The organism is Pseudobutyrivibrio sp. (assembly GCF_017471675.1).
Lineage (GTDB): Bacteria > Bacillota > Clostridia > Lachnospirales > Lachnospiraceae > Pseudobutyrivibrio.
Genome location: NZ_JAFUSK010000030.1, coordinates 20,420 through 45,012 on the forward strand (window position 1 = coordinate 20,420; position 24,593 = coordinate 45,012).

The 24,593-nt window shown below is 38.9% G+C and carries 19 protein-coding genes; all 19 read left to right on the plus strand.

The window, feature by feature from the left end; all coding sequences use genetic code 11:
- Window positions 1-10 precede the first annotated feature (10 nt).
- Window positions 11-760, plus strand: a complete 750-nt coding sequence (locus IJ535_RS05240; RefSeq protein WP_294299706.1) for a helix-turn-helix transcriptional regulator — start codon at window positions 11-13, stop codon at window positions 758-760.
- A 152-nt stretch (window positions 761-912) separates the two neighbouring features.
- A complete protein-coding gene (locus IJ535_RS05245; protein WP_294299709.1) occupies window positions 913-1,269 on the plus strand; it encodes a P-II family nitrogen regulator in 357 nt (118 codons plus the stop codon).
- A gap of 13 nt (window positions 1,270-1,282) precedes the next feature.
- Complete coding sequence (locus tag IJ535_RS05250) at window positions 1,283-2,392, plus strand: ABC transporter ATP-binding protein (protein WP_294299714.1); 1,110 nt, start codon at window positions 1,283-1,285, stop codon at window positions 2,390-2,392.
- 14 nt (window positions 2,393-2,406) lie between these two features.
- On the plus strand, window positions 2,407-3,279 hold the full coding sequence (locus tag IJ535_RS05255) for an ABC transporter permease (RefSeq protein WP_294299716.1): 873 nt from the start codon (window positions 2,407-2,409) through the stop codon (window positions 3,277-3,279).
- Window positions 3,280-3,294: 15 nt separating this feature from the next.
- Window positions 3,295-4,086, plus strand: coding sequence for an ABC transporter permease (locus IJ535_RS05260; RefSeq protein ID WP_294299719.1), 792 nt, complete (start codon window positions 3,295-3,297; stop codon window positions 4,084-4,086).
- A 15-nt stretch (window positions 4,087-4,101) separates the two neighbouring features.
- Window positions 4,102-5,154, plus strand: a complete 1,053-nt coding sequence (locus IJ535_RS05265) for an ABC transporter substrate-binding protein (RefSeq protein WP_294299722.1) — start codon at window positions 4,102-4,104, stop codon at window positions 5,152-5,154.
- Window positions 5,155-5,168: 14 nt separating this feature from the next.
- A complete protein-coding gene (locus IJ535_RS05270; protein WP_294299727.1) occupies window positions 5,169-6,323 on the plus strand; it encodes a tyramine oxidase subunit B in 1,155 nt (384 codons plus the stop codon).
- A gap of 21 nt (window positions 6,324-6,344) precedes the next feature.
- Window positions 6,345-7,478, plus strand: coding sequence for a tyramine oxidase subunit B (locus tag IJ535_RS05275; RefSeq protein ID WP_294299730.1), 1,134 nt, complete (start codon window positions 6,345-6,347; stop codon window positions 7,476-7,478).
- Between the two features lie 31 nt (window positions 7,479-7,509).
- A complete protein-coding gene (locus IJ535_RS05280; protein ID WP_294299735.1) occupies window positions 7,510-7,839 on the plus strand; it encodes a (2Fe-2S)-binding protein in 330 nt (109 codons plus the stop codon).
- A 14-nt stretch (window positions 7,840-7,853) separates the two neighbouring features.
- Window positions 7,854-9,431 (plus strand): FAD-dependent oxidoreductase, encoded by a 1,578-nt coding sequence (locus IJ535_RS05285; RefSeq protein WP_294299738.1) that lies wholly within the window; start codon window positions 7,854-7,856, stop codon window positions 9,429-9,431.
- Window positions 9,432-9,443: 12 nt separating this feature from the next.
- On the plus strand, window positions 9,444-9,782 hold the full coding sequence (locus IJ535_RS05290; RefSeq protein WP_294299741.1) for a (2Fe-2S)-binding protein: 339 nt from the start codon (window positions 9,444-9,446) through the stop codon (window positions 9,780-9,782).
- Between the two features lies 1 nt (window position 9,783).
- Window positions 9,784-10,914: an NAD(P)/FAD-dependent oxidoreductase gene (locus IJ535_RS05295; protein WP_294299746.1), complete on the plus strand. Its 1,131-nt coding sequence runs from the start codon at window positions 9,784-9,786 to the stop codon at window positions 10,912-10,914.
- 9 nt (window positions 10,915-10,923) lie between these two features.
- A complete protein-coding gene (locus IJ535_RS05300) occupies window positions 10,924-12,084 on the plus strand; it encodes an iron-containing alcohol dehydrogenase (RefSeq protein ID WP_294299750.1) in 1,161 nt (386 codons plus the stop codon).
- 305 nt (window positions 12,085-12,389) lie between these two features.
- Window positions 12,390-16,928 carry a glutamate synthase large subunit gene (gene gltB, locus IJ535_RS05305; protein ID WP_294299752.1) on the plus strand — a complete coding sequence of 1,513 codons (4,539 nt, stop codon included), beginning with the start codon at window positions 12,390-12,392 and terminating at the stop codon, window positions 16,926-16,928.
- Window positions 16,929-16,940: 12 nt separating this feature from the next.
- Entirely contained in the window at window positions 16,941-18,437 is a 1,497-nt protein-coding gene (locus IJ535_RS05310; protein ID WP_294299754.1) for a glutamate synthase subunit beta, read from the plus strand.
- Window positions 18,438-18,494: 57 nt separating this feature from the next.
- On the plus strand, window positions 18,495-19,742 hold the full coding sequence (locus IJ535_RS05315; protein ID WP_294299756.1) for a glutamine synthetase family protein: 1,248 nt from the start codon (window positions 18,495-18,497) through the stop codon (window positions 19,740-19,742).
- Window positions 19,743-19,759: 17 nt separating this feature from the next.
- Window positions 19,760-20,326 carry an ANTAR domain-containing response regulator gene (locus IJ535_RS05320; protein ID WP_294299759.1) on the plus strand — a complete coding sequence of 189 codons (567 nt, stop codon included), beginning with the start codon at window positions 19,760-19,762 and terminating at the stop codon, window positions 20,324-20,326.
- Between the two features lie 142 nt (window positions 20,327-20,468).
- Window positions 20,469-22,055 carry an asparagine synthase B gene (gene asnB, locus IJ535_RS05325; RefSeq protein WP_294299761.1) on the plus strand — a complete coding sequence of 529 codons (1,587 nt, stop codon included), beginning with the start codon at window positions 20,469-20,471 and terminating at the stop codon, window positions 22,053-22,055.
- Between the two features lie 178 nt (window positions 22,056-22,233).
- A complete protein-coding gene (locus IJ535_RS05330) occupies window positions 22,234-24,327 on the plus strand; it encodes a glutamine synthetase III family protein (protein ID WP_294299763.1) in 2,094 nt (697 codons plus the stop codon).
- Window positions 24,328-24,593: the final 266 nt, after the last annotated feature.

The following is a 24,593-nucleotide window of genomic DNA, read 5'->3' on the forward strand; positions in this document are numbered from 1 at the left end:
CAGGTGGATTATGAAAAAACTAGAAACCAATGATTGGATAGTACTTAACAATATTATATACAAAATATATACCACAGATAATTTGGATGAAATGAGAAGCAATTTATTTGATGAGTTAAAAATGATTATAGACTTTGATAGTGCAGATTTTTACCTGGCATCAAAGGAGCCGGGACATATGCTATGTAATCCTATCACCTACAATTGCGATTTGGATTTGTCTGAAATGTACGAAGACATAGATTACTCCAGGGGTATAGTTGCAAGTGGTAAAATGCTAATTTACAGAGAGACTGATATAATTTCTGATGAATCACGTATAGAATCTGAATATTATAAGAAGGTTTACAAGCCTAATAATTGGCATTTTGCGCTACAAATGGTACTTGCTAGACAAAAAAAGTTTTTGGGGGCAGTTACATTTTATCGAACCATTGGAAAAGAAAATTTTCACTATGATGATATTTTTGTATTGGATTTATTGAAGGATCATCTTGCTTATAGACTCGAACAATTCGAAAAACATAAAGAAATTGGAATTGAGAAGTATACAGTAAGTGAAGCTAAAGAAAAATTTGAACTTACTAGACGTGAGGGAGAAATTCTGAGTTTTTTGATGGAAGGAAAGGATAATGTGCATATTTGTGAGGAATTAGTAATAACTGAGAACACGTTAAAAAAGCATATACTAAATCTCTACAGAAAACTAGGAATTAATAGCCGCACGCAGTTATTTAAAATGATTAAGGAGTTTGATTAATTACTTATTTTTAAGTAGATAAATGGTAAAAAGTGTTAATTGAAGAGGGCACTTTATTGGTTTATAGTTTAGAAAACGTAAACAAATGAAGAGCAAAGGGGCTTATCCAATGTGGATAAGCCCCTATTTCTTTTGTAGAAGGAGGAAAGAGCATGAAGGAATTAGAAATTGTTATAAGACCAGAGAAGCTAGAAGACATAAAAAATATATTAGATGAAATAAATTGTGGTGGAATGACCTTATCCACCGTAATGGGGTGTGGGACACAAAAGGGTATAGCAACTGAGGAAGGGTCTGTAAATGAATTCAAGGGATTCAAAACCACCATCAATTTACTACCAAAGGTTAAGGTAGAGGTTGTAGTTGAAGATACTGAGATGGAAAGAATTATTGAAAAGGTTAGAGAAACCTGTGCCACGGATCATGTGGGAGATGGAAAAATTTTTATTAAAGATGTTGTTGATGTCGTACGTATCCGTACTGGCGAAAGGGGCTTGAAGGCATTGTAGTTGAGGTGATTGTATGGATAAAATCGTTGAATTAAATGGAGTCAATAAGGTATATGGAACTAATAGAGTAGTCAAGGATTTGAATCTCTTTGTTGAGGAAGGAGAGTTTCTTACACTATTAGGCTCATCAGGTTGTGGAAAAACAACAACTCTTAGAATGATTGCCGGGTTTGAAGAACCTACAACTGGAACAATTAAAGTACAGGGGGAAAATGTTGAAGCAAAAGAGCCATTTGAAAGAAACGTAAATACGGTATTTCAATCCTATGCGTTATTTCCACATATGACAATTTATGAAAATATTGCATATGGTCTAAAAGTAAAAAAGGTTTCAAAGGCTGAAATAAAAAAAAGCGTTTTGGAAATGCTTGATTTGGTTCAATTAAATGGTTTTGAGCATAGATACCCATCTCAGCTTTCAGGTGGTCAAAAACAAAGAGTAGCTATTGCAAGAGCACTTATTAATCATCCGAAGGTGTTGTTATTAGATGAGCCTCTAGGAGCCCTTGATTTGAAGCTGAGAAAGCAGATGCAGCTAGAATTAAAAAGATTGCAGAAGAAGTTAAATATTACTTTCATCTATGTAACCCATGATCAGGAAGAGGCACTTACTATGAGTGACAGGATAGCTGTAATGCACGATGGAGTAATAGATCAGTTGGCAAGTCCTACAGAGATATATGAGCATCCCAAAACAAAATTCGTTGCCACATTTATTGGTGAAACAAATATATATGATGGATGTATTACAAGTATAAAAGGAGAAATTGCCAATATTACACTTGAAAACGGGGAAGTTTCAGTAAAATGCCCAGAAGATTTTTCAATCTTAGAATATGCCTCAGTTTCAGTTCGACCTGAGAAAATGAAATTTTCTACAAAAAAAGTGGATGGATTTGGTTTGGTTGCTCAGGTGAAAGATTATGTTTATGTAGGCTCAGTTTTAAAATGCATTGTGGCTTTGCCTAATGGGAATGAATTGAAAATTGAAAGGCTAGCAGGACAGGAGCTGCCTAAAGTTGGTAGCAAATGCTATCCATATTGGAATCCTGAAGATGCAGTTTTAATCCATAATGAAAGTCACTATATCTTTGAAGCTTTGAATAATATAAAGCTTGCTTAAAGGAGGCAGATAACATGAGTAAAAGCAGATTAAATTTTAAAGCTAATACTTTACCTGCAATAGTTATGGTTGGACCTGTTGTGGTAATAATGGTTCTATTAATCGCAGTTCCTCTAATATACGTAGGAATTATGAGCTCTTGCTCTATAGATGAATTTTATAACGTCACTTATAACTTTACGCTTGAAAACTATATTAGGCTTGCAAATCAGGATTATTTAAAAATATATTCTCAATCAATATGTATTGCATTTATTACAACACTGATTTGCATTCTTATCGGATATCCATTTTCTTATTTTATTGCAAGGACTAAGAGTAAAAAGAAGAAAATATTATATATGCTTGTAATAATTCCTTTTTGGACAAATTCCTTAATACGTATATACGGATGGAGAACTTTTTTGGGTACTAATGGATGGTTAAACATAATATTACAGCTTTTGAATATTACAGATGAGCCAATAGATTTTCTATACAAAACTGGGGCTACTGTTCTTGGTATGGTATATTGTCTTATTCCATTTATGATATTGCCACTTTACACATCAATTGAAAAGCTGGATGTGACATTGCTTGAAGCATCATCGGACCTGGGAGCAGGTTCCATGAAAACATTTGTGAATGTTATTTTACCTCTCACATCTGGAGGAATATTTTCTGGAAGTCTGATGGTTTTTATCCCTTGCCTAGGATATTTCTTTGTTTCAGATATTTTAGGAGGGGGAAACTCGGATGTTATTGGTAATTTAATTGAAAGACAATTCCAAGGTGGTAATAACTGGCCACTTGGAGCAGCACTTTCAATTGTGCTTATTGTAGTAACTCTTGCTCTAGTAAAAGTATATCAAAAGCTTGGAGGGGATATGGATGCTTTAGGAGTGTAGAAGGAGAAAAAAACTATGAAAAAAAAGAAGCATAGTGGAATATTTAAGATTATTTTTTGTTTATTTGTGTATATTTTCCTATTTTTACCTATTGCAGTTATTGTGGTCAATTCATTTAATGCTACAAATTCCAAACCATATATGAGCTGGAAGGGATTTACTTTAGATTGGTATTTAAAGCTTTGGAGTAATAGTTCGCTATTGGAAGCCTTTGGCAACACAATGATTATAGCGATTATTAGTACATTATGTGCCACAGCAATAGGAACACTGGCGGCAGTGGGCATGTATAAATATAAATTTAAGGGTAAAGGCCTTATAGACGGGCTTTTGTATATTCCAGTAGTAATACCAGAAATTGTTTTGGGTATATCTCTTCTTACATTATTTTCAAAGGTAAATATACCACGTGGAATGATTACACTAATTCTCGCTCATGTAACATTTTGCGTTCCCTTTGTTATATTCAACGTAAGGGCAAGACTATCTGGATATGATAATTCTATAGAAGAAGCAAGTCTAGATCTTGGAGCAAATAGAATTATGACTTTTTTTAAAGTCACAATGCCAGTACTTGCACCAGGAATTTTCGGGGGAGCATTGCTAGCCTTTACCCTTTCTATTGATGATGTTATTATCAGCTATTTTGTTTATGGACAGACGAAAACATATCCGCTGAAGGTTATGGAAAGTGTGAAGAGTGGTGTTGCTCCAGACGTTAATGCATTATCCACACTTATATTAATTGGAACAATTATATTTGTAATTTTGACCCAAGGAGATTTGATTAAAAGAAAAAGCAAGTAGAAGGAGGAAATGCTTATGAAGAAATTTATATCAATTGTTACAGGAATGACTGTTGTATGCACATTCTTCATTGGATGTGGAAATACAAGTAAGACAGCAGAAAATGGTGAATTAAATATTTTTATTTGGACTGAATATGTATCTGATGCGGCAATAGAAGAATTTGAGGAGACATATGGGATAAAGGTAAATGTGTCTACATATTCATCAAATGAGGACATGCTTTCAAAATTAAAATCTGAATCAGCTGGAGCTTATGACGTGATTTTGCCAAGTGATTATGCTGTAGAGTATTTAATTGCTCAAGGAAGTCTGGAAGAGCTAGATAAAGATGCATTACCTAATTTGACTAATATAGCAGATGAGTATTTAGATGAAGCTTATGATCCAGGAAATGTATATTCCGTACCATATGAAGGCGGAGTTGCTTGCATTGCAGTGAATACCTCCAAGATTGATAAAGAAATAACTTCTTATGCAGATTTATTTGATGAATCATTAGAGGGACAGCTGGTTGTGTTAGATGATTATAGGGCTGTAATAGGAATTACAGAAAGAGCAATGGGACTTTCTATGAATGAAACGGATGCTGATACATTGGCTGACGTAGAAGAAAAATTGCTTACACTAAAAAATAATATAAAACTTTACGATTCTGATTCTCCTAAATCTGCACTTATTTCTGGTGATTGTAGTGTTGGTATGGTTTGGTCGGCAGAGGTGGCTCTTTCCATGGAGGAAAATCCTGATATTGAGATAGTATATCCAACTGAAGGGGCATATGTATTTTTAGATAACTGGTGCGTCCCTAAAGGCGCCAAAAATTATGATAATGCAATGGCATTTATTAATTATATGCTTTCAGATACAGCAGCGCAGATGAATCTTGAGGAGTTTCCATATCTATGTCCAAACACAGAAGCATTGAAACTTATGGGGGATGATTATTATTCAGATGAAGCAAAAAATGTGCCATCAGAGGTTATTGCCAGTGGAGAGTTTTTAAAATATTTAGATACTGATACACTAGCTATTTATGATGAAATGTGGACTAAGCTTAAAGAATAATTGGGAGAATAAAAATGTATCCAGAAATTGATTTTTTATATCTAAATGAAGAAGACATGATTAGAGCAGGAGTTCTTGATGCAAAAAGATGTATAGAAACTATGAGAGACACATTGTCTTTGTTTGGTAAAAAAGATTTTTTGCTGGGAGGTCCAAAAAGTAATGAACATGGTCTACAGATGAACTTCCCACAAAAATCAGATATTGAAGGATTTCCACTTGAGGATGGTCCTGATAGGAGATTTATGGCAATGCCCGCCTATTTGGGTGGTAGATTTCATATAGCTGGGCAAAAATACTATGGTTCCAATAGTCACAATAGCAACCTTGGCTTGCCTAGATCAATTCTTATGGTCACTTTATCTGATGTTGAAACTGGTGCTCCAAAGGCAATTATGTCTGCAAATTTGTTATCGGCAATGAGAACTGGTGCAATGCCAGCTATGGCAGCCACATACCTAGCCAATAAAGATTCAAAAGTTTTGAGTCTCATTGGTCCAGGAGTTATAAATAAATGTGCTTTAATTTGCTATATGGAAGTGTTTCCAAACATTGAAACAATCAAAATTCGAGGCAGTTCAAGGACATCTAAGACCGCTCTAGGGATGAAAGAATTTATTGAAGAGAATTATCCGCAGGTAAAGGAAATTGTATTGTGTGATTCCTTGAGGGAGGCTTGCCAAGATGCAGATGTTGTTTCTGAAGCGATGTCTGCCACGAAGGAAAAATTAGAAGAATTTAAGCTTGAATGGTTTAAAAAGGGAGCCACTGTATTTAGTATGGGTTCATTTTTATATCGTAAATACGATGATTTCCTTAATACTACTATGGTGGTTGATAATTATGGTATGTATGAAAAATACATGAGCAATTTTAAAGCCAGGGGAGAATATGATGAGTTTGGAAATAAACGTGAATGGGTAATCATGGGGATTCATTTTGTACATCTTGTGAATACCAATCAAATCCTACGAGAGGGTGTAAAAAATATTTGTGATATTGTAAATGGAAAAGAAAAAGGAAGAACATCAAAGGATGAAATCGTCATGTGTTCTATAGGCGGAATGCCCCTTGAAGATTTGTCATGGGGATATGATTGCTATGAAAAAGCATTGGAGCTTGGAGTAGGGCAGAAGTTAAAACTATGGGATGAGCCTTATATGAAATAAAAGCAGGAAGGAGTGAAACATATGAGCTATCCAGAAATTAGCTTTCTTTATCTTAATGAAGAGGAAATGATAAAAGCTGGTGTAAAGAATATGCATGACTGCATTGATACTATGGAGAATGTGATTAAGTGCTTGAATGCTGGGGATTATGTTATGGGAGGAGAAAATCATAATTCCCATGGTAGTCAAGTGTCTTTTCCTAAAGAGTCAAAATTTCCTAATATGCCAATTGATGAAGGGGATGATAGAAGATTTATGGCTATGCCGGCATATATTGGAGGTCCATTTGATATGGCAGGTATGAAATGGTATGGCAGCAATTCTAATAATAAAACTAAGGGACTTCCAAGATCTATTCTAACGTTAATGCTTAATGACAAGGATACTGGAGCACCAATAGCTTTAATGTCGGCCAATATATTAAGTGCTATGCGAACTGGTGCAATTCCAGGTGTTGGCGCTAAATATTTAGCAAAAAAGGATGCAAAGGTTTGCGGAATATGTGGACCTGGTGTAATGGGAAAGACTTCTTTAGAAGCAATTATCTCAAGCTGTCCTAATATCGAAGAGATTAAGGTAAAAGGAAGAGGGCAGAATTCTTTAGACAGGTTTATCTCATATGCGAAGGAGAAATACCCACATATTAAGAATATAAAATCTGTAGATACTATTGAGGAATTAGTTAGGAACACGGATGTAATTTCTTTTGCCAATTCTGGAAATACAGATCCTTCAACATATCCGTTTGTGAAGTATGAATGGCTAAAAAAGGGAGCACTAATTATAGGATTAAGCTGTTTTGATATGGATAGTACGGAAATGGCTAAATGCAAATTAGTAGTGGATAACACTGCTTTATATGAAACCTGGGCAGAGGAATTTCCGTATCCATCATTTGGAGCTAACAATATAATCGGTTCAAAATTCACGGATATGATACATGATGAAATTATAAAAAGGGAAGAGATGATAGATTTGGGGGACATAATAAATGGAATCAAAAAGGACAGAGATACTCAAAATCAGATAGTCATTTTTTCTGTAGGAGGTATGCCTGTGGAAGATGTAGCCTGGGGAAAGTATTGTTATGAAAATGCAATAAAGCAGGGGCTTGGAACAACTCTTAAGCTGTGGGATAAACCTGATTTAGCCTAGAGAAAGAGCTTACATAGAAAGGAGTCGCATTATGCCAGTAACACGAATAAAAGAACATCCAATACTTGGAGTACAGGAAAAAGGGAATAGAATTAGATTCACTTTTGATGGCAAGGAAGTGGAAGGATATGAGGGGGAACCTATAGCAGCAGCTCTTAAGGCCGCAGGTCTTATGGTCCACAGATATACAAAAAAGGAACATAAGCCAAGGGGAATATTCTGTGCTATTGGTAGATGCACAGACTGTGTAATGGTGGTGGATGGAATACCAAATGTAAGGACTTGTATCACTCCACTTAAATCGGGAATGGATGTGAGAACTCAGTATGGTGTTAGCGATAAGCCATTTGATAAACAGTAGTAGGAGGCATAAGTATGAATAGATACGATTTAATTATTGTTGGCGCAGGACCTTCTGGACTATCAGCGGCAATTGAAGCAGCTAAAAGAGGAATGAAAGTAGTTGTTTTTGATGAAAATGAAAAGCCAGGTGGACAACTATTTAAGCAAATTCATAAATTTTTTGGTTCAAAGGAACATAGAGCTAAAGTTAGAGGCTTTGTAATTGGACAGCAGCTACTTGATGAGGCAGATGAAGTTGGGGTGGAGGTTGTATTAAATGCCACAGTAATTGGACTTTATCAGGATAAGGAAGTAGTTGTAAAAATAGGTGATGAAGTAATCCACTACAAAGGAGATTCCATAATCATTGCGACAGGCGCAGCAGAAAACATGGTGACTTTTCCAGGCTGGACATTGCCAGGTGTGATTGGTGCTGGAGCAGCTCAAACTATGATGAATCTACATGGAGTAAAACCAGGACAGAGGGTACTGATGCTTGGTTCTGGAAATGTAGGCTTAGTTGTATCTTTTCAGCTTATGCAGTGCGGCTGTGAAGTGGTAGCTTTAGTAGATGCAGCACCTAGAGTAGGTGGTTATGGGGTTCATGCTGCCAAAGTGGCTCGTACAGGGGTACCTTTTTATTTATCACATACTATTGTTAAGGCTGAGGGAGATAATAAAGTAACAGGGGTGACCATCGCTCAGGTTGATTCTTCTTTTAAATTTATCCCTGGAACAGAAAAGCACTTTGAGGTGGACACAATTTGCCTTGCTGTTGGACTTTCACCTATGTCTCAGTTGCTTAAGATGGCAGGCTGTGAAATGGAGGATAATCCAAAACGGGGAGGTCAGGTACCAATATGTGATGAGTACGGACGTACTTCTATTGCTGGTATATTTGTAGCTGGTGATGTAAGTGGTATTGAGGAAGCATCATCTGCAATGATCGAGGGGCGAATGGCTGGAGTAGTGGCAGCAGAATACTTAGGATACGTAAGAGCAGAAGAGATGGAAGCAGAACTGTCTGTATTAGATAATGCATTAGATGGTCTTAGGCAGGGGATGTTTGCACCTAAAAATAGGGGAAAAGAAATTGCAAAAACAGAGGAAGGAATAGATATTTCAAAAAATCTACTATTGCATGGCTTCGTGGGTGATGATGAAATCGAAAGATTTCCTGGAGTAACACACAAAGTTGGAGTACATCCAGTAATGGAGTGTACTCAAAACATTCCTTGTAATCCATGTCAGGATGCATGCAAGAAGGGATGTATTTCTATTGGCGCTAATATTACTTCCCTTCCTATTGTTGTAGATAATAGCCAGTGTATTAACTGTGGAATGTGCGTAGCTAGCTGCTCGGGCCAGGCTATCTTTTTAGTTGATGAGGATTGTGGAGATGGAACTGCAACAGTCACATTGCCATATGAATTTCTACCACTACCTGAAGTGGGAGCTAAAGGAAAAGGCTTAGGTAGAAATGGCCAGATAGTCTGTGATGCACAGGTGGTTAGCGTTAAAAGTGCAAAAGCCTTTGATAAAACCAATTTGTTAACCATACGTGTTCCTAAAGAGTATGCAATGAAGGCTAGATTTTTTAAAGCCGTATAAAGGAGGAACGTCATGAATAGTATAAATGATAGAAGTAGAGACATAGGCGAGTTTAAGTCTATGCCAGATGATGATATGTTGATTTGTAGATGTGAGGAAATCACTAAGGGGGAAATCAGAAAGGCTGTACATGATGGAATGTGGACACTGACTGAAATTAGAAGATATCTTAGAACTGGTATGGGTTTATGTCAGGGGCAGACCTGCTCAAAGCTTGTTAAGGGAATTGTGGCAAGGGAGCTTGGAATTTCACCAGCAGAGTTAGAACCTGCTACAAGTAGAGTTCCTATGAGACCGATAGAAATGAAGGTATTCGCCAATGAAGCAGAAAAGTTAAAGGAGGCGAATTAGTATGAAAAATACAGCTGAGGTAATCATTATAGGAGGCGGAATAATTGGTTGTGCGGTAGCCTACTACCTTGCTAAGCGAGGTGTCACTGATGTAATAGTGCTTGAGGGTAGTGACCATATAGGAAATGGAGGATCTAGCAGAAATGGTGGGGGTGTAAGACAGTCAGGCAGAGATGTAAGAGAACTTCCACTTGTAATGTATGGAATAAAAAATCTGTGGCCAAATTTATCAGAAGAGCTTCAGGTGGCTTGCGAATATCATCAGGATGGGAACTTACGATTAGGGAAGACTGAAAAGCACAGAGAGATTCTCACTAAGCTGGCTAATAATGCAAAAGGGGTAGGATTAGATGTAAGAATGATAGATGGTGATGAGGTGAGACAAATCAATCCATATCTGTCAGACGAGGTAATATGTGCCAGCTGGTGTCCTACAGATGGACATGCCAATCCTCTTACAACTACACTTGGCTACTATAAGATGGCAAGAAAGATGGGCGTGAGATTTATTAGTGGTGAGCCTGTAAAGGAGCTGAGACTGATTAAGGGCCGAATTCGTCAGGTCATTACACCAAACAGTATATATGAAGGGGAGAGTGTACTTGTAGCTGCAGGTCTGGATTCAAGAGAGATACTTACTACTGTAGGAATTGATATTCCAATGACTAATTCATTATTAGAGTGTCTTGTAACTGAGGCTCAGCCTCATATGTTTGATCAAATGCTTGGAACAGCTGAAGCAGATTTTTACGGACATCAGACTAAGCATGGTTCTTTTGTATTTGGAGGTTCATCTGGGCTTGAAAGATATAATAAGGATAATGGAATGGTATCTAATAGCTCAAAGACTGCGCCATGCATTTGCCGAGGTATTATGAAATATTTCCCAAATCTTGCGAATGCAAAGATTGTTAGAACGTGGGCAGGTTGGATGGATGCCTCAGCTGATGGAGTTCCCGCCATAGGAAAGGTAGAGGAAATAAACGGACTATATGTGGCATGTGCTTTCAATGGACACGGTTTTGGAATTGCTCCTGCTGTGGGAGAGCAGTTGGCTAAGCTAATTACTACAGATACAACAGATATTGATTTATATGACCTTAGATATGATAGATATAAGGCTAAAATATAAAGGTATGCTATGAATAATTTTGATTTTAATATTCCTACGGATATACGATTTGGAAAAGGTAAAATTGCATGCTTGGCAGCAGAGCTTAGCAAGTATGGTAAAAGAGTGCTTTTAACTTATGGTGGTGGAAGTATTAAGAAAAATGGTATCTATGCTGAGGTGCTTAATCAGTTAACTGATTTTCAGGTATTTGAACTTGGAGGGATAACACCTAATCCTAAGCTTAGTATTGTTGAAAAGGGTACAGATATTTGCAAGAAAAATAATATCGATGTAATTCTAGCAGTTGGAGGAGGTAGCACTATAGATGCTTCTAAGCATATTGCAGCAGCTGCTTGCTATGATGGTAATCCATGGGATTTAGTTCTTGATAGGTCTCTAGTGAAATCAGCTTTGCCAATAGCTGTAGTGCTAACCATATGTGCAACAGGTTCTGAAATGAACTGTGGGGCGGTTATCACCAATGATGCTACCTATGAGAAGCTGGAGATAAACACTCCATTTTTATATCCTAGGTTATCTATATGTGATCCTACATATCTATTTACCCTACCTAATAAGCAAACTGCAGCAGGAGCAGTCGACATTATGTCTCATGTTTTAGAACAGTATTTTCAGCCTAATGATGAAGCATATATCACAGATGCCCTTAGCGAAGCTGTAATGAAGACTGTAATTAGATATGGAAAGAAAGCTATTGATGAACCAGAGAATTATGAGGCTAGGTCGAATCTTATGTGGGCCAGCACAATTGGTCTTAATCATTTGCTGACAGTAGGAAAAGGCGGTGCCTGGTCCGTACATCCAATAGAGCATGTGATTAGTGGGTATTATGACGTTACGCATGGTGTGGGACTTGCAATCTTAACACCTGCATGGATGGAATATGTATTGAATGACTTCACAAAACATCGATTTGCAAGATTTGCAAGGGTAATTTTTAATGTAAAAAAATTAGATGATATGATTGCTGCAAAAGAGGGGATTGAGTGTTTGAAGGAATATTTTAAAAGCATAGGAATGCCTTCAAGATTATCTGAAATTGGAATTGACAGTAGTAAATTTCCGACTATGGCATCTGAGGCAGTTAGAACAAGTAATATTTCTAAAAATGCTTATGTGAAGTTGGTGGAAGAAGACGTAATTGCAATATTAAATAAATGTGGGTAAGGATAGCGAAGAATAAATTAAAAATGTTCAAAGAGAACTTTTAACTATTATTTAAAAGATTTAACAATAATAAAAGTGCTTGCTATAATATGGCAGGCACTTTTTAGAGAGCATGCCCGTGAATAGAACGGATAAAGGATACTTTAACACATTAAACTAAAAAAGTGCTTGCAATCTTAGCCAAATAGTTGTATAGTTTTGCACAAGACAAAGGCGTCTAAGGAAATTCCCTTTAGGGGGAGTTTCTTTAGGCGCCTTTATTTTTATACATATAATGAAACTACGATGTGGAAGGAGTAGCGGACATGGACAATCAAAAGAAAGGTTTGTATGACCCTAGTTTTGAGCATGACAATTGTGGTATAGGGGCTGTTGTGTCTATCAAAGGAATCAAGACTCATCAGACAGTTTCAGATGCCTTAAAGATTGTTGAGAACTTAGAACATAGAGCTGGCAAGGATGCATCAGGTGAAACTGGTGATGGTGTAGGAATTCTGCTTCAGATATCACACAAGTTTTTCAAAAAGACATGCAGTGAGCTTAAGATTGAAATAGGCGACGAGCGTGAATACGGTGTGGGAATGTTCTTCTTTCCTAATGACGAGCTTAAAAGAAAACAGGCAATGAAGATGTTTGAAATCATTGTTGAAAAGGAAGGCATGGAGTTCTTAGGCTGGAGAGATGTTCCAACAAGGCCTGAAATCCTAGGAAAGCTTGCAGTGGATTGTATGCCATTTATTGCCCAGGCATTTATCAAAAAGCCTAAGGATGTAGAAAAGGGCCTTCAATTTGATAGAAAGCTGTATGTTGCAAGACGTGTGTTTGAGCAGACAGCAGAGGATACCTATGTTGCATCCCTTTCAAGTAGAACTATTGTATACAAGGGAATGTTCCTTGTGGATCAGCTAAGACTGTTCTTTGAGGATTTGTTGGATGAGGATTACGAATCTGCAATAGCAACAGTGCATTCTCGTTTCTCTACTAACACTAATCCATCATGGGAGCGTGCTCATCCAAACAGATTTATCGTGCACAATGGTGAGATAAATACCATAAAGGGTAATGCAGACAAGATGTTATCCCGTGAGGAGACAATGGTTTCCCAGGTGCTAGAGGATGAGATGACAAAGATTACGCCTGTATGCAATCAGGCAGGCTCTGACTCAGCAATGCTTGATAACGCACTGGAGTTTCTTGTAATGAATGGCATGCCACTTCCTCTTGCGGTAATGATTACTATTCCAGAGCCATGGGTAAAGAACAAGGCTATGGAACAGGCAAGAAGAGATTTCTACCAATACTATTCAACAATGATGGAGCCATGGGATGGACCAGCATCAATTCTCTTCTCAGATGGTGATATCATGGGTGCGGTGCTTGATAGAAACGGTCTTAGACCATCCCGCTACTATATTACAAACGACGATTATCTTATTCTTTCATCAGAGGTAGGTGTACTTCCTATTGAGGAAAACAGAATAAAGCTTAAGGATAGATTAAAGCCAGGTAAGATGCTTCTTGTTGACACTGTAGAAGGACGTTTGATAGATGATAATGAACTGAAGCTTACCTATGCAAATAGACAGCCTTATGGCCAGTGGCTAGATGCTAATCTTGTTCACTTAGGTGATATCAAGATTCCTAATGAGCCAGTGCCAAAGTATTCTGCTACAGAAAGAGACAGATTGCAAAAGGCCTTTGGTTATTCCTATGAGGAGATAAAGGATTCAATTCTTCCAATGGCACTTAACGGTGTGGAAAACACCGGAGCCATGGGTATTGATGTTCCACTTGCAGTACTTTCAAAGAATCATCAGCCACTGTTTAATTACTTCAAGCAGCTGTTTGCCCAGGTAACCAATCCGCCTATTGATTCTATCAGAGAGGAAATTGTTACAGCTACAACCATCTATCTTGGAACAGCAGGAAACGTCCTTGAAGAGAAGGAAGAAAACTGTAACATGCTGCAGATTAATAATCCTATCCTTACAACAACAGATTTGATGAAGATTAAATCCATGAAGGTTCCAGGACTTAAGACTGCCACTGTGCCTATTGTATATTACAAGAATACATCCCTAGAGAAGGCTATTGAGCATCTTTTTGTGGAAGTGGATAAGGTAAATCATGAAGGAGCTAATATCATCATCCTTTCAGATAGAGGTGTGGACGAAAACCATGTAGCTATCCCTTCACTTCTTGCAGTTGCAGCAGTACAGCATCATCTGGTACAGACAAAGAAGCGTACATCACTTTCACTTATCCTAGAATCAGGTGAGCCAAGAGAGGTACATCATTTTGCAACCTTGCTTGGATACGGCGCATCTGCAATCAACCCATATCTTGCACAGGAGACTATTGCGGAGCTTATTGAAAAGGGACAGCTAAAAAAGGATGTACATGCGGCAATTGATTCCTATAATGAAGCTGTAATTAGCGGAATTATAAAGATTGCTTCTAAGATGGGCATTTCTACAGTGCAGTCTTACCAGGGTGCTAAGATTTTTGAGGCTATTGGAATTAGCAAGGATGTTATAGACAGATATTTCACTGGCACCATTTCAAGAATTGGTGGAATAACTCTAGAGGATATTGAGTCTGATGTGGAAATGCAGCATTCTAAGGCATTTGATCCACTAGGCCTTGATGTGGATGAGACTCTTGATTCAAGAGGTCAGCACAAGATGCGCTCTGGTGCAGAGGAGCATCTATATAATCCTGCTACAATTCATCTTTTACAGCTTGCTACTAGGACGGGAGATTACAATACATTTAAGGAGTACACCTCACTTGTAAATGAAGAGGAAAATGTTAGAAACCTAAGAGGACTTATAGATTTTAATTATCCTAAGAAGGGTATTAGCATTGATCAGGTAGAATCTGTTGATTCTATTGTAAAGCGATTTAAGACTGGTGCTATGAGCTACGGTTCTATTTCAAAGGAAGCTCATGAGACTATGGCTATTGCTATGAATCAGCTTCACGGCAAGTCTAACTCCGGTGAAGGCGGAGAAGAGGATGAGCGTTACGAAATAGGTCCTGATGGACTTAACCGTTGTTCAGCTATTAAGCAGGTGGCATCAGGACGATTTGGTGTTACCAGCAAATACTTAGTATCTGCCAAGGAAATCCAAATAAAGATGGCTCAAGGCGCAAAGCCTGGTGAAGGAGGCCATCTGCCAGGTAAGAAGGTGTATCCATGGATTGCAAAGACACGTCTTTCTACTCCTGGTGTAGCTCTTATTTCCCCACCACCTCATCATGATATTTATTCAATCGAGGATTTGGCAGAGCTTATCTATGATTTAAAGAATGCTAATAAGGATGCACGTATTTCTGTAAAACTTGTATCAGAAGCAGGTGTTGGCACAATTGCATCTGGTGTTGCTAAGGCTGGTGCTCAGGTTATCCTTATTTCAGGATATGATGGCGGTACAGGTGCAGCACCAAAATCATCAATTCACAATGCAGGCTTGCCATGGGAACTTGGTCTTGCAGAGGCTCATCAGACACTTATTATGAATGGCCTTAGAAACAAGGTAGTAATTGAGACTGATGGTAAGCTCATGTCAGGACGAGATGTTGCAATAGCATGTGCACTTGGTGCAGAGGAATTTGGATTTGCTACAGCACCACTTGTAACTATGGGCTGCGTTATGATGCGTGTGTGCAACCTGGATACATGTCCTGTAGGTGTTGCCACACAAAACCCTGAGCTTAGAAAGCGCTTTAAAGGAAAGCCAGAATATGTAGTTAACTTTATGAGGTTTATTGCAGAGGAGCTTCGTGAATACATGGCTTCCCTTGGCTGCAAAACAGTGGATGAGCTATGTGGAAGAACAGATTTACTAAAGCTAAAGGAGACTACAAAGAACAGTCCATTTGAAAAGGTGGATTTGACAGCTGTACTTAGCAATCCATCAGGTGGAGAGAAGATTGAGTACGCTAAGAAGAATGTATATAACTTTGAGCTTGAAAAGACTGTAGATGAAAAGGTACTTCTAAAGGAGCTTAAGAGTGCAATTGCAGCAGGAAAGCCAAAGGAAGTGACAGTCGATATCGTAAATACGGATAGAAGCCTTGGAACACTTCTTGGAGCAGAGCTTACAAGAAGGTATGGTGAAAGCTTAGCTGAGGATACCTATAAGGTAAATTGCCATGGTGCTGGTGGTCAGTCTTTTGGTGCATTTATTCCAAAGGGACTTACACTTAAGCTGGCTGGTGATTCTAACGATTATTTTGGTAAAGGCCTATCAGGGGGAAAGCTAATAGTATATCCACCAGAGGGTGCTACCTACAAGGAGGATGAGAACATCATCATTGGAAATGTAGCACTGTATGGCGCTACCAGCGGCAAGGCATTTATCAACGGTGTTGCTGGTGAGCGTTTTGCTGTAAGAAACTCTGGCGCCACAGCCGTAGTAGAGGGTGTCGGTGACCATGGCTGTGAATACATGACAGGTGGCCGCGTGGTTGTACTGGGTGAAACAGGCAAGAACTTTGCAGCAGGTATGAGCGGTGGAATTGCCTATGTGTTAGATGAGGATGCTACCCTATACAAGAAGCTGAATAAATCTATGGTTAGTCTTGAGACAGTAACAGATAAGTATGATGTTATGGAGCTTAAAGATATTATCGGCGAGCATGTGAAGGCTACAGGCTCTAAGAAGGGTAAGGAAATCTATGATAACTTTAGCGATTATCTGCCTAAGTTTAAGAAGATTGTGCCATTTGATTACAAGAAGATGTTAGAGGCCATGGTAAAGATGGAGGCTAAGGGGCTTTCAGCAGAGCAGGCTCAGATAGAAGCCTTTAATTTGTTAATGAATGGTCAAGGTGCTTAAGGAGGATTAGTCATGGGAAAATCTACAGGATTTTTAGAATATGAGCGTGTAGAGGAAGTGGCTTCACATCCTCTGGAGCGTATTAAGAATTTTAATGAATTTCACACACCATTATCTACTGAGGAGCGTCAGCGTCAGGCTGCCAGATGTATGGATTGCGGTGTGCCATTTTGCCAGTCAGGAATGACTATTAAGGGGATGACATCAGGCTGTCCTCTTAACAATCTGATTCCTGAGTGGAACGATTTAGTTTATCAGGGAAACTTGGATATAGCTTATAAGAGACTACACAAAACCAGCAATTTCCCAGAGTTTACCTGCAGAGTGTGTCCAGGGTTATGCGAAAAGGCCTGTACCTGTAGCTTAAACGGTGAAGCTGTCACCACAAAGGCTAACGAGATGGCAATAATAGAGTATGCCTATGACCATGGCCTTGCGGATGCCAATCCACCAAAGCAGCGCACAGGAAAAAGAGTTGCTGTGGTAGGCTCAGGACCATCAGGTCTTGCTGTTGCAGACCAGCTTAATAGAAGAGGTCACAGTGTAACAGTTTATGAAAGAAACGATAAGGTAGGTGGATTACTTCGCTACGGTATTCCAAACATGAAGCTTGAAAAGCAGATTATTGATAGAAAGATTCATGTGATGGAACAGGAGGGCATTAGCTTTATCGTAAATGCGAATATTGGTGATAACGTAAAGTCAGCAGAGCTTACATCAAAGTATGATGCAGTGGTACTTTGCTGCGGTTCATCTAATCCTAGGGATATTGATGCAATTGGTCGAAAGGAAGCTAAGGGAATATACTTTGCTGTGGATTTTCTTGCCTCTACTACAAAGTGTCTGTGGAACAACAATATGCAGCTTGTGGACGGTCAGTATATATCTGCAAAGGATAAGGATGTGGTTATCATTGGCGGTGGCGATACAGGAAACGATTGTGTTGGTACAGCTATTCGTCATGGCTGCAAATCTGTGACTCAGCTTGAAATGATGCCAAAGGCACCAGATCAGCGAGCAGAGAATAATCCTTGGCCACAGTGGCCTCTTGTTTGCAAGACTGATTACGGTCAGGAGGAGGCAATTGCAAAATTTGGCCACGACCCACGTATCTATACCACTACTGTAAAGGAATTTAAGACAGACAAATCAGGTAATCTTAAATCTGTTGTTCTTGTATCACTGGAGTCAAAGGTGGATAAAAAGACAGGCCGCAAGATGATGGTTCCTGTAGAGGGAACTGAAAAAGAAGTAAAGTGCCAGCTATGCCTGATTGCAGCAGGATTTTTAGGCTCTGAAAAATATGTGGTAGATGCATTTAAGGTGGGATTAGATGCAAGGACTAACGTGGCATCTGTAGGTAAAGACAGCTTTGCCACAAATGTAGATAAGGTATTTACAGCCGGCGATATGCACACCGGTCAATCCCTGGTTGTTAAGGCAATTAGAAGCGGAAGAGACTGTGCAAGACAGGTGGATGAATATCTTATGGGGTATACAAACCTCTAGAATTTAATACCGTAATTTATTATTATGATATTAAAATAACCCTTAGGAGGGAAGGAAATGTCACATTTATCAATAGATGATATATTAGAGTTCGTTGAAGAAAACGACGTAAAGTTTATACGTCTTGCCTTTTGCGACCTTTATGGAAATCAAAAAAATATTTCTATCATGCCATCAGAGCTTAGAAGCGCATTTGAGGATGGAATTAATTTCGACCCATTTTTAATCCTGGGCTTTGAGGATGGGATGGGGAAGGATTTATTCTTAAAGCCTGATGCAGATACGCTTCATGTGTTGCCATGGCGCCCATCATCTGGCCGTGTAATCAGGTTTTACTGTGATGTGGTTTATGCAGATGGTACACCATTTTCAATGGACTACAGGCAGTTTTTAAAGGACACTCTTAAGCAGTGTGAAGACATGGGCTTTACTACCAAGATGGGACTGCGTTCAGAATTTTATCTCTTTAAAACAGATGATAATGGTATTCCAACAGATGAGCCATTTGATAATGGCGGATATTTAGATGTTGCACCTAGTGACAGAGGTGAGAATATCAGGCGAGAAATCTGTCTTAGCTTAGAGGAAATGGGAATTTCACCTCAGTCATCACATCATGAAAGAGGTCCTGGTCAAAACGAAATAGATTTTCAATCTGCAGATGCACTGACTACTGCAGATAACTTCGTGACCTACAAAAACGTAGTAGAAAATATTGCAGCAAGAAATGGAGCTTATGCATGCTTTGAGCCAAAGCCAATAGATGATGCACCAGGTAATGGCTTGCATATTCTCATGTCTACTCATAAGGGAGAGAAGAACCTTATCAGCGATGATAAGGAATTTTCTGATAGCTTTATGGCAGGTATTATCAATAGAATGCGCGACATTACAATCTTCTTAAACTGCCGTAGGGATTCCTATGACAGATTAGGTTATCTGGAGGCTCCTAAATATATTACCTGGTCTATGCAGAATAATTCCAGATTATTTAGAGTGCCAGAGATTAATGGTAGAAGAAAGTATTTTATACTTCGCTCACCAGATTCATGTCTTAATCCTTATCTTGCTACAGCAATTATTTTGCAGGCAGGAATTGCAGGAGTGAAGGGAAAGGAGCAGCTTCCACCAGCTCTAGAGTTTAAATCAAGGCTTCTTACTGAGGATGAATACTCTAAGCTTGATACTCTTCCAGCAACTATTGAGGAGGCTATTGAATGTGCTTCAAACAGCAGCTTTTTGAAGGAATCAACCTTTGCAAAAATCGCAGAAAATTATATTGAGACAATCAAAATGAGCATTTAGCTTTTAAGGAGTGGACTATGGAAAGAGCGTTAATTGTCTGCGATAACGAAAAGGCTAGCGCATTCTACAAATCCTATCTGAAGGAAAATGGGTATATTGATATGCTTTTAGTGGAAAGTATACCAGCAGCAAAGCGTGCTATCACTGACTATGATTTTGATATATGCTTTGTGAATCTGCCTCTTGGTGGCTCTAATTCCATCGAACAGGTTATAGATATAGCTGAAAAAAATGTGTGCCAGATACTGCTGTTTATTAAGGCAGATTTGTATGATGAGATTACAGATAAGGTGGCAGACTACGGCATTATCACTGTATCTAAGCCTATTAGCAAGCAGCTGCTTTGGCAGGCACTGCGGCATGCACTTGCGGCGCAAAGACGTATTGGAATGGCTCACAAGGAAAGTGCAAAGCTAGAGAAGAAGCTGGAGGAGCTAAAGACCATTTCAAGGGCCAAGTTACTTCTCATTATCAACGAGGATTTAACTGAGGAAGAGGCTCATAAGAAGATAGAGAAGAATGCCATGGACTTAAGAATATCTAGATATCAAATGGCAAAGGATATTATAAAAAAATATGGATAATTTGAAAAATAGTTATTGACAAATTATTGTCGAACGAATATTATACTAAACAAATAAAAATCAATGGAACGACAATGGCGTCGTGATTAGTGTTTATGCACCAGTCACGACGCCTTTTTGTTTTTCCTGGGAAGGTGATTTTATGTGTTCAATAATGGCTTTAAGTAAATGCCACATCGAGATGAAGGATTTTGAAGAGGCATTTGCAAAAACAGTAACAAGAGGACCTGATATGCAAAAGGTCATCACAGTAAACGACAGCGTGTTAGGGTTCCAAAGGCTCTCCATCATGGGTCTGACTGATTCAGGAATGCAGCCCTTTGAGCTTGATGGAAATTACGTAATATGCAACGGCGAGCTGTACGGATTTAAACAGGTGAGGGAAGAACTTAAGGCAGAGGGCTATCATTTCCTAAGCGATAGTGATTGCGAAATTATTCTTCCAATGTATCGTAAATACGGATGTCAGATGTTTAATAAGCTTGATGCAGAGTTTGCAATGGTTATCTATGACAAGGAATTAGATGACCTGGTGGCAGCAAGAGATCCAATTGGAATCAGACCTTTGTTTTACGGATACGACAGTGAAGGTGCAATCATGTTTGCATCAGAGGCAAAGAACCTGGTAGGACTTACCGATGAGGTGAAGCCATTTCCACCAGGACATTACTATTACAAGGGTGTGTTTACCTGCTATAAAGACCTGGCAAAGCGAATGCCTTACAGTAAGGATTCAATTGAAGAGGTTGCAGCAAAGATTAAGGAAAAGCTGGTAAGAGGTGTTGAAAAGAGGCTGGATGCAGATGCTCCTGTAGGCTTTCTTTTATCAGGTGGGCTTGATTCTTCTTTGGTATGTGCCATTGCAACTAAGCTTATGAATAAGCCTATTAAGACCTTTGCAATAGGAATGAATGAGGATGCAATTGATCTTAAATATGCCAAAGAGGTTGCAGATTACATAGGCTCAGAGCATCACGAAATCATCATCAATAAGGACATAGTACTAGAAAGCTTAGAAGAGGTAATAGCATCCCTTGGAACCTATGATATAACAACAATCAGAGCATCCATGGGAATGTACCTTATCTGCAAAGGAATCAAGAAGCAGTTTCCTGAAATAAGGGTTCTACTTACTGGTGAGATTTCAGATGAGATTTTCGGATATAAATATACAGATTTTGCTCCAAACGAAGAGGAGTTTCAAAGGGAAGCAGAAAAGAGACTTAGAGAGCTTTACATGTACGATGTACTTAGAGCAGACAGATGCATCTCAGTACACTCCATGGAAGCAAGAGTTCCTTTCGGAGATTTGGATTTTGTTGAATATGTAATGAGCATTAATCCAAAGCTTAAGATGAATACTTATAACAAGGGAAAGTATTTGCTTAGGCACGCATTTGAAGAAGGTGACTACCTGCCACATGAGATACTGTTTAGGGAGAAAGCAGCATTCTCAGATGCGGTAGGACATTCCATGGTGGATTATCTAAAGGAATATGCAAACAGCCTCTACACAGATGAGGATGTAAAAAATGCATATCGTAAATACGAATTCGCTACACCATTTACAAAGGAATCACTTCTCTATAGAGATTTGTTTGAAAAATATTATCCAGGGCAAGCTCACATGGTAGTGGACTTTTGGATGCCTAATAAAGCTTGGGAAGGCTGTAATGTGGATGACCCGTCAGCGAGAGTGTTAGCAAATTATGGAGATAGTGGCGTATAGGAAGTAAGACCCTCATCAGTCAGCTGCGCTGACAGCTTGTCTCGCCTTCCGGCTCGGTCGGTGCTAAACAGGCTCCACCGGAGCCTAGCACCCCCAAAGGGGAAGCCTTTAAGCCTTCCCCTTGAGGGGAAGGGGGACCACGAAGTGGTGGATGAGGTGTAAGAAAAGGAGGATAAAGATGAGTAAAGTAACAGAAATTTTCGGAAGCAAAGTATTCAACGATGAAACTATGAAGGAGCGTCTTCCTAAGGATGCCTACAAAGCCCTTAAAAAGACAGTAGAGGAAGGCCGTCCTCTAGATAGAGAGCTAGCCAACGTAATAGCACATGCCATGAAGGAATGGGCTATAGAGCTTGGTGCAACACATTTTACCCATTGGTTCCAGCCAATGACAGGTGTAACAGCAGAAAAGCACGATTCATTTATCCAGCCAGAGGAAGGCGGAAGAGTGATTATGACCTTCTCAGGAAAGGAGCTTATTAAGGGTGAGCCTGATGCATCATCTTTTCCATCAGGTGGACTACGTGCCACATTTGAGGCCAGAGGCTATACAGCCTGGGATCCAACAAGCTATGTGTTTATAAAGGATGATACACTTTGTATCCCAACAGCATTTTGTTCATATTCAGGTGAGGCACTTGATAAAAAGACTCCACTTCTTCGTTCTATGGAAGCACTTGATAAATCAGCAGTAAGAGTCCTTAAGCTTTTTGGTCATGATGATGTAAAGAGAGTTATTACAACAGTGGGTCCAGAGCAGGAGTACTTCCTTATTGATGAGGAGATGTATAACAAGCGCCCTGATTTAATCTATACAGGTAGAACCTTATTTGGTGCAAAGCCACCTAAGGGTCAGGAATTAGACGACCATTATTTTGGTACAATCAAGCCTCGTGTATCTGCTTTTATGAAGGAGCTTGACGAAGAGCTTTGGAAGCTTGGAGTTCTTGCAAAGACCAAGCACAACGAGGTTGCTCCAGCTCAGCATGAGCTTGCACCAGTATATTCAACAACAAATATTGCTACAGACCACAACCAGCTTACAATGGAAATGATGAAGGTAGTGGCAAAGCGTCATGGCATGACCTGCCTTCTTCATGAAAAGCCATTTGCAGGTGTTAATGGTTCCGGTAAGCACAATAACTGGTCGATTTCGACTGATACCGGAGTAAACCTGTTAGAACCAGGTGCTACTCCTTCCCATAATGCACAGTTCTTACTATTCCTTACAGCTGTAATTAAGGCAGTTGACGAATACCAGGAGTTACTCCGAGTATCGGTTGCTTCTGCTGGAAATGATCATAGACTTGGCGCTAACGAGGCACCACCAGCAATCATTTCTATGTTCCTTGGAGATGAGCTAGAAGCAATTGTAGAATCTATCATTGATGGAACAGACTACGAGGATATCAAAAAGAAGAAGATGTCTGTAGGTGCTGCTGTAATCCCAAGCATTTCACAGGATACTACAGATAGAAACAGAACATCACCATTTGCATTTACTGGCAACAAGTTTGAGTTTAGATCACTTGGTTCATCAGCATCTATTTCTGGTCCTAATGTAATCTTAAACACAATTGTAGCAGAGGAGCTTGATAAATTCTCAGAAGAGCTTGAAAAGGCAGCTGATTTTGAAAAGGCATTAGATACTTTATTAAAGAGAGAGCTTACAGCCCACAAGCGCATTATATTTAACGGAAATGGCTATGCAGAGGAATGGGTTAAGGAGGCTGAAAGAAGAGGACTTAAGAACCTTAAATCTACAGTAGATGCTCTTCCTGCTTTCATTGATAAGAAGGCTATTGATGTATTTACAAAGCATAACGTATTTACGGAGCAGGAGCTTTACAGCCGTTATGATATCCAGCTGGAGAACTATTATAAGGTAATCGATATTGAGGCTCTTACAATGGATGCCATGGTTAAGAAAAATATTATGGCAGCAGCAAATGATTATCAGTATTCACTTGCCGAGACTCTTAATGCAAAGGCAGCAACAGGCCTGGCTGTAGATTCATCTGTAGAAAAGAAGAGACTGGAGCAGGCAGCTAAGCTTACATTTACAATGGATGAGAGATTAGAGAAGCTTGAGGCAGATATTGAAAAGGCTAAGGAACTAGAAGGCTCTTATGAGCTTGCTAAGTTCCATCATGACGTAATTTTTGCAGATATGAATGAGCTTAGAGAGGTTGTAGATGAATTAGAGACAGTTGTACCTAGTGATATCTGGCCTTATCCTACATACGGTGAGATTTTATATTCAGTTAAATAATTTAAGTCAATAAATATTATTAATAATGCGATATAAATAATAATTATATCTTGACTTTATATGCGGCTAAACATATACTTTTACGGAAGAAAAGTGAATGTGCATAGCCGCATTTACATTTTTTTGACTAGAGTACTTTAACAGTGCAAAGCGTTAATACTTTAAACCAATATATTAAAATGCGCTTTAACTAATTCCTGGGAATAAGTCCCGTTTTAATTTCTGAGAAAAACTATCTGGTTTCTCATCTAGGTAGTTTTTATAAA

Bases quoted from the DNA above. Each gene is read 5' to 3' on its own strand.
- IJ535_RS05240 (WP_294299706.1), top strand. From the start codon at position 11: ATGAAAAAACTAGAAACCAATGATTGGATAGTACTTAACAATATTATA.
- IJ535_RS05245 (WP_294299709.1), top strand. From the start codon at position 913: ATGAAGGAATTAGAAATTGTTATAAGACCAGAGAAGCTAGAAGACATA.
- IJ535_RS05250 (WP_294299714.1), top strand. From the start codon at position 1,283: ATGGATAAAATCGTTGAATTAAATGGAGTCAATAAGGTATATGGAACT.
- IJ535_RS05255 (WP_294299716.1), top strand. From the start codon at position 2,407: ATGAGTAAAAGCAGATTAAATTTTAAAGCTAATACTTTACCTGCAATA.
- IJ535_RS05260 (WP_294299719.1), top strand. From the start codon at position 3,295: ATGAAAAAAAAGAAGCATAGTGGAATATTTAAGATTATTTTTTGTTTA.
- IJ535_RS05265 (WP_294299722.1), top strand. From the start codon at position 4,102: ATGAAGAAATTTATATCAATTGTTACAGGAATGACTGTTGTATGCACA.
- IJ535_RS05270 (WP_294299727.1), top strand. From the start codon at position 5,169: ATGTATCCAGAAATTGATTTTTTATATCTAAATGAAGAAGACATGATT.
- IJ535_RS05275 (WP_294299730.1), top strand. From the start codon at position 6,345: ATGAGCTATCCAGAAATTAGCTTTCTTTATCTTAATGAAGAGGAAATG.
- IJ535_RS05280 (WP_294299735.1), top strand. From the start codon at position 7,510: ATGCCAGTAACACGAATAAAAGAACATCCAATACTTGGAGTACAGGAA.
- IJ535_RS05285 (WP_294299738.1), top strand. From the start codon at position 7,854: ATGAATAGATACGATTTAATTATTGTTGGCGCAGGACCTTCTGGACTA.
- IJ535_RS05290 (WP_294299741.1), top strand. From the start codon at position 9,444: ATGAATAGTATAAATGATAGAAGTAGAGACATAGGCGAGTTTAAGTCT.
- IJ535_RS05295 (WP_294299746.1), top strand. From the start codon at position 9,784: ATGAAAAATACAGCTGAGGTAATCATTATAGGAGGCGGAATAATTGGT.
- IJ535_RS05300 (WP_294299750.1), top strand. From the start codon at position 10,924: ATGAATAATTTTGATTTTAATATTCCTACGGATATACGATTTGGAAAA.
- gltB (WP_294299752.1), top strand. From the start codon at position 12,390: ATGGACAATCAAAAGAAAGGTTTGTATGACCCTAGTTTTGAGCATGAC.
- IJ535_RS05310 (WP_294299754.1), top strand. From the start codon at position 16,941: ATGGGAAAATCTACAGGATTTTTAGAATATGAGCGTGTAGAGGAAGTG.
- IJ535_RS05315 (WP_294299756.1), top strand. From the start codon at position 18,495: ATGTCACATTTATCAATAGATGATATATTAGAGTTCGTTGAAGAAAAC.
- IJ535_RS05320 (WP_294299759.1), top strand. From the start codon at position 19,760: ATGGAAAGAGCGTTAATTGTCTGCGATAACGAAAAGGCTAGCGCATTC.
- asnB (WP_294299761.1), top strand. From the start codon at position 20,469: ATGTGTTCAATAATGGCTTTAAGTAAATGCCACATCGAGATGAAGGAT.
- IJ535_RS05330 (WP_294299763.1), top strand. From the start codon at position 22,234: ATGAGTAAAGTAACAGAAATTTTCGGAAGCAAAGTATTCAACGATGAA.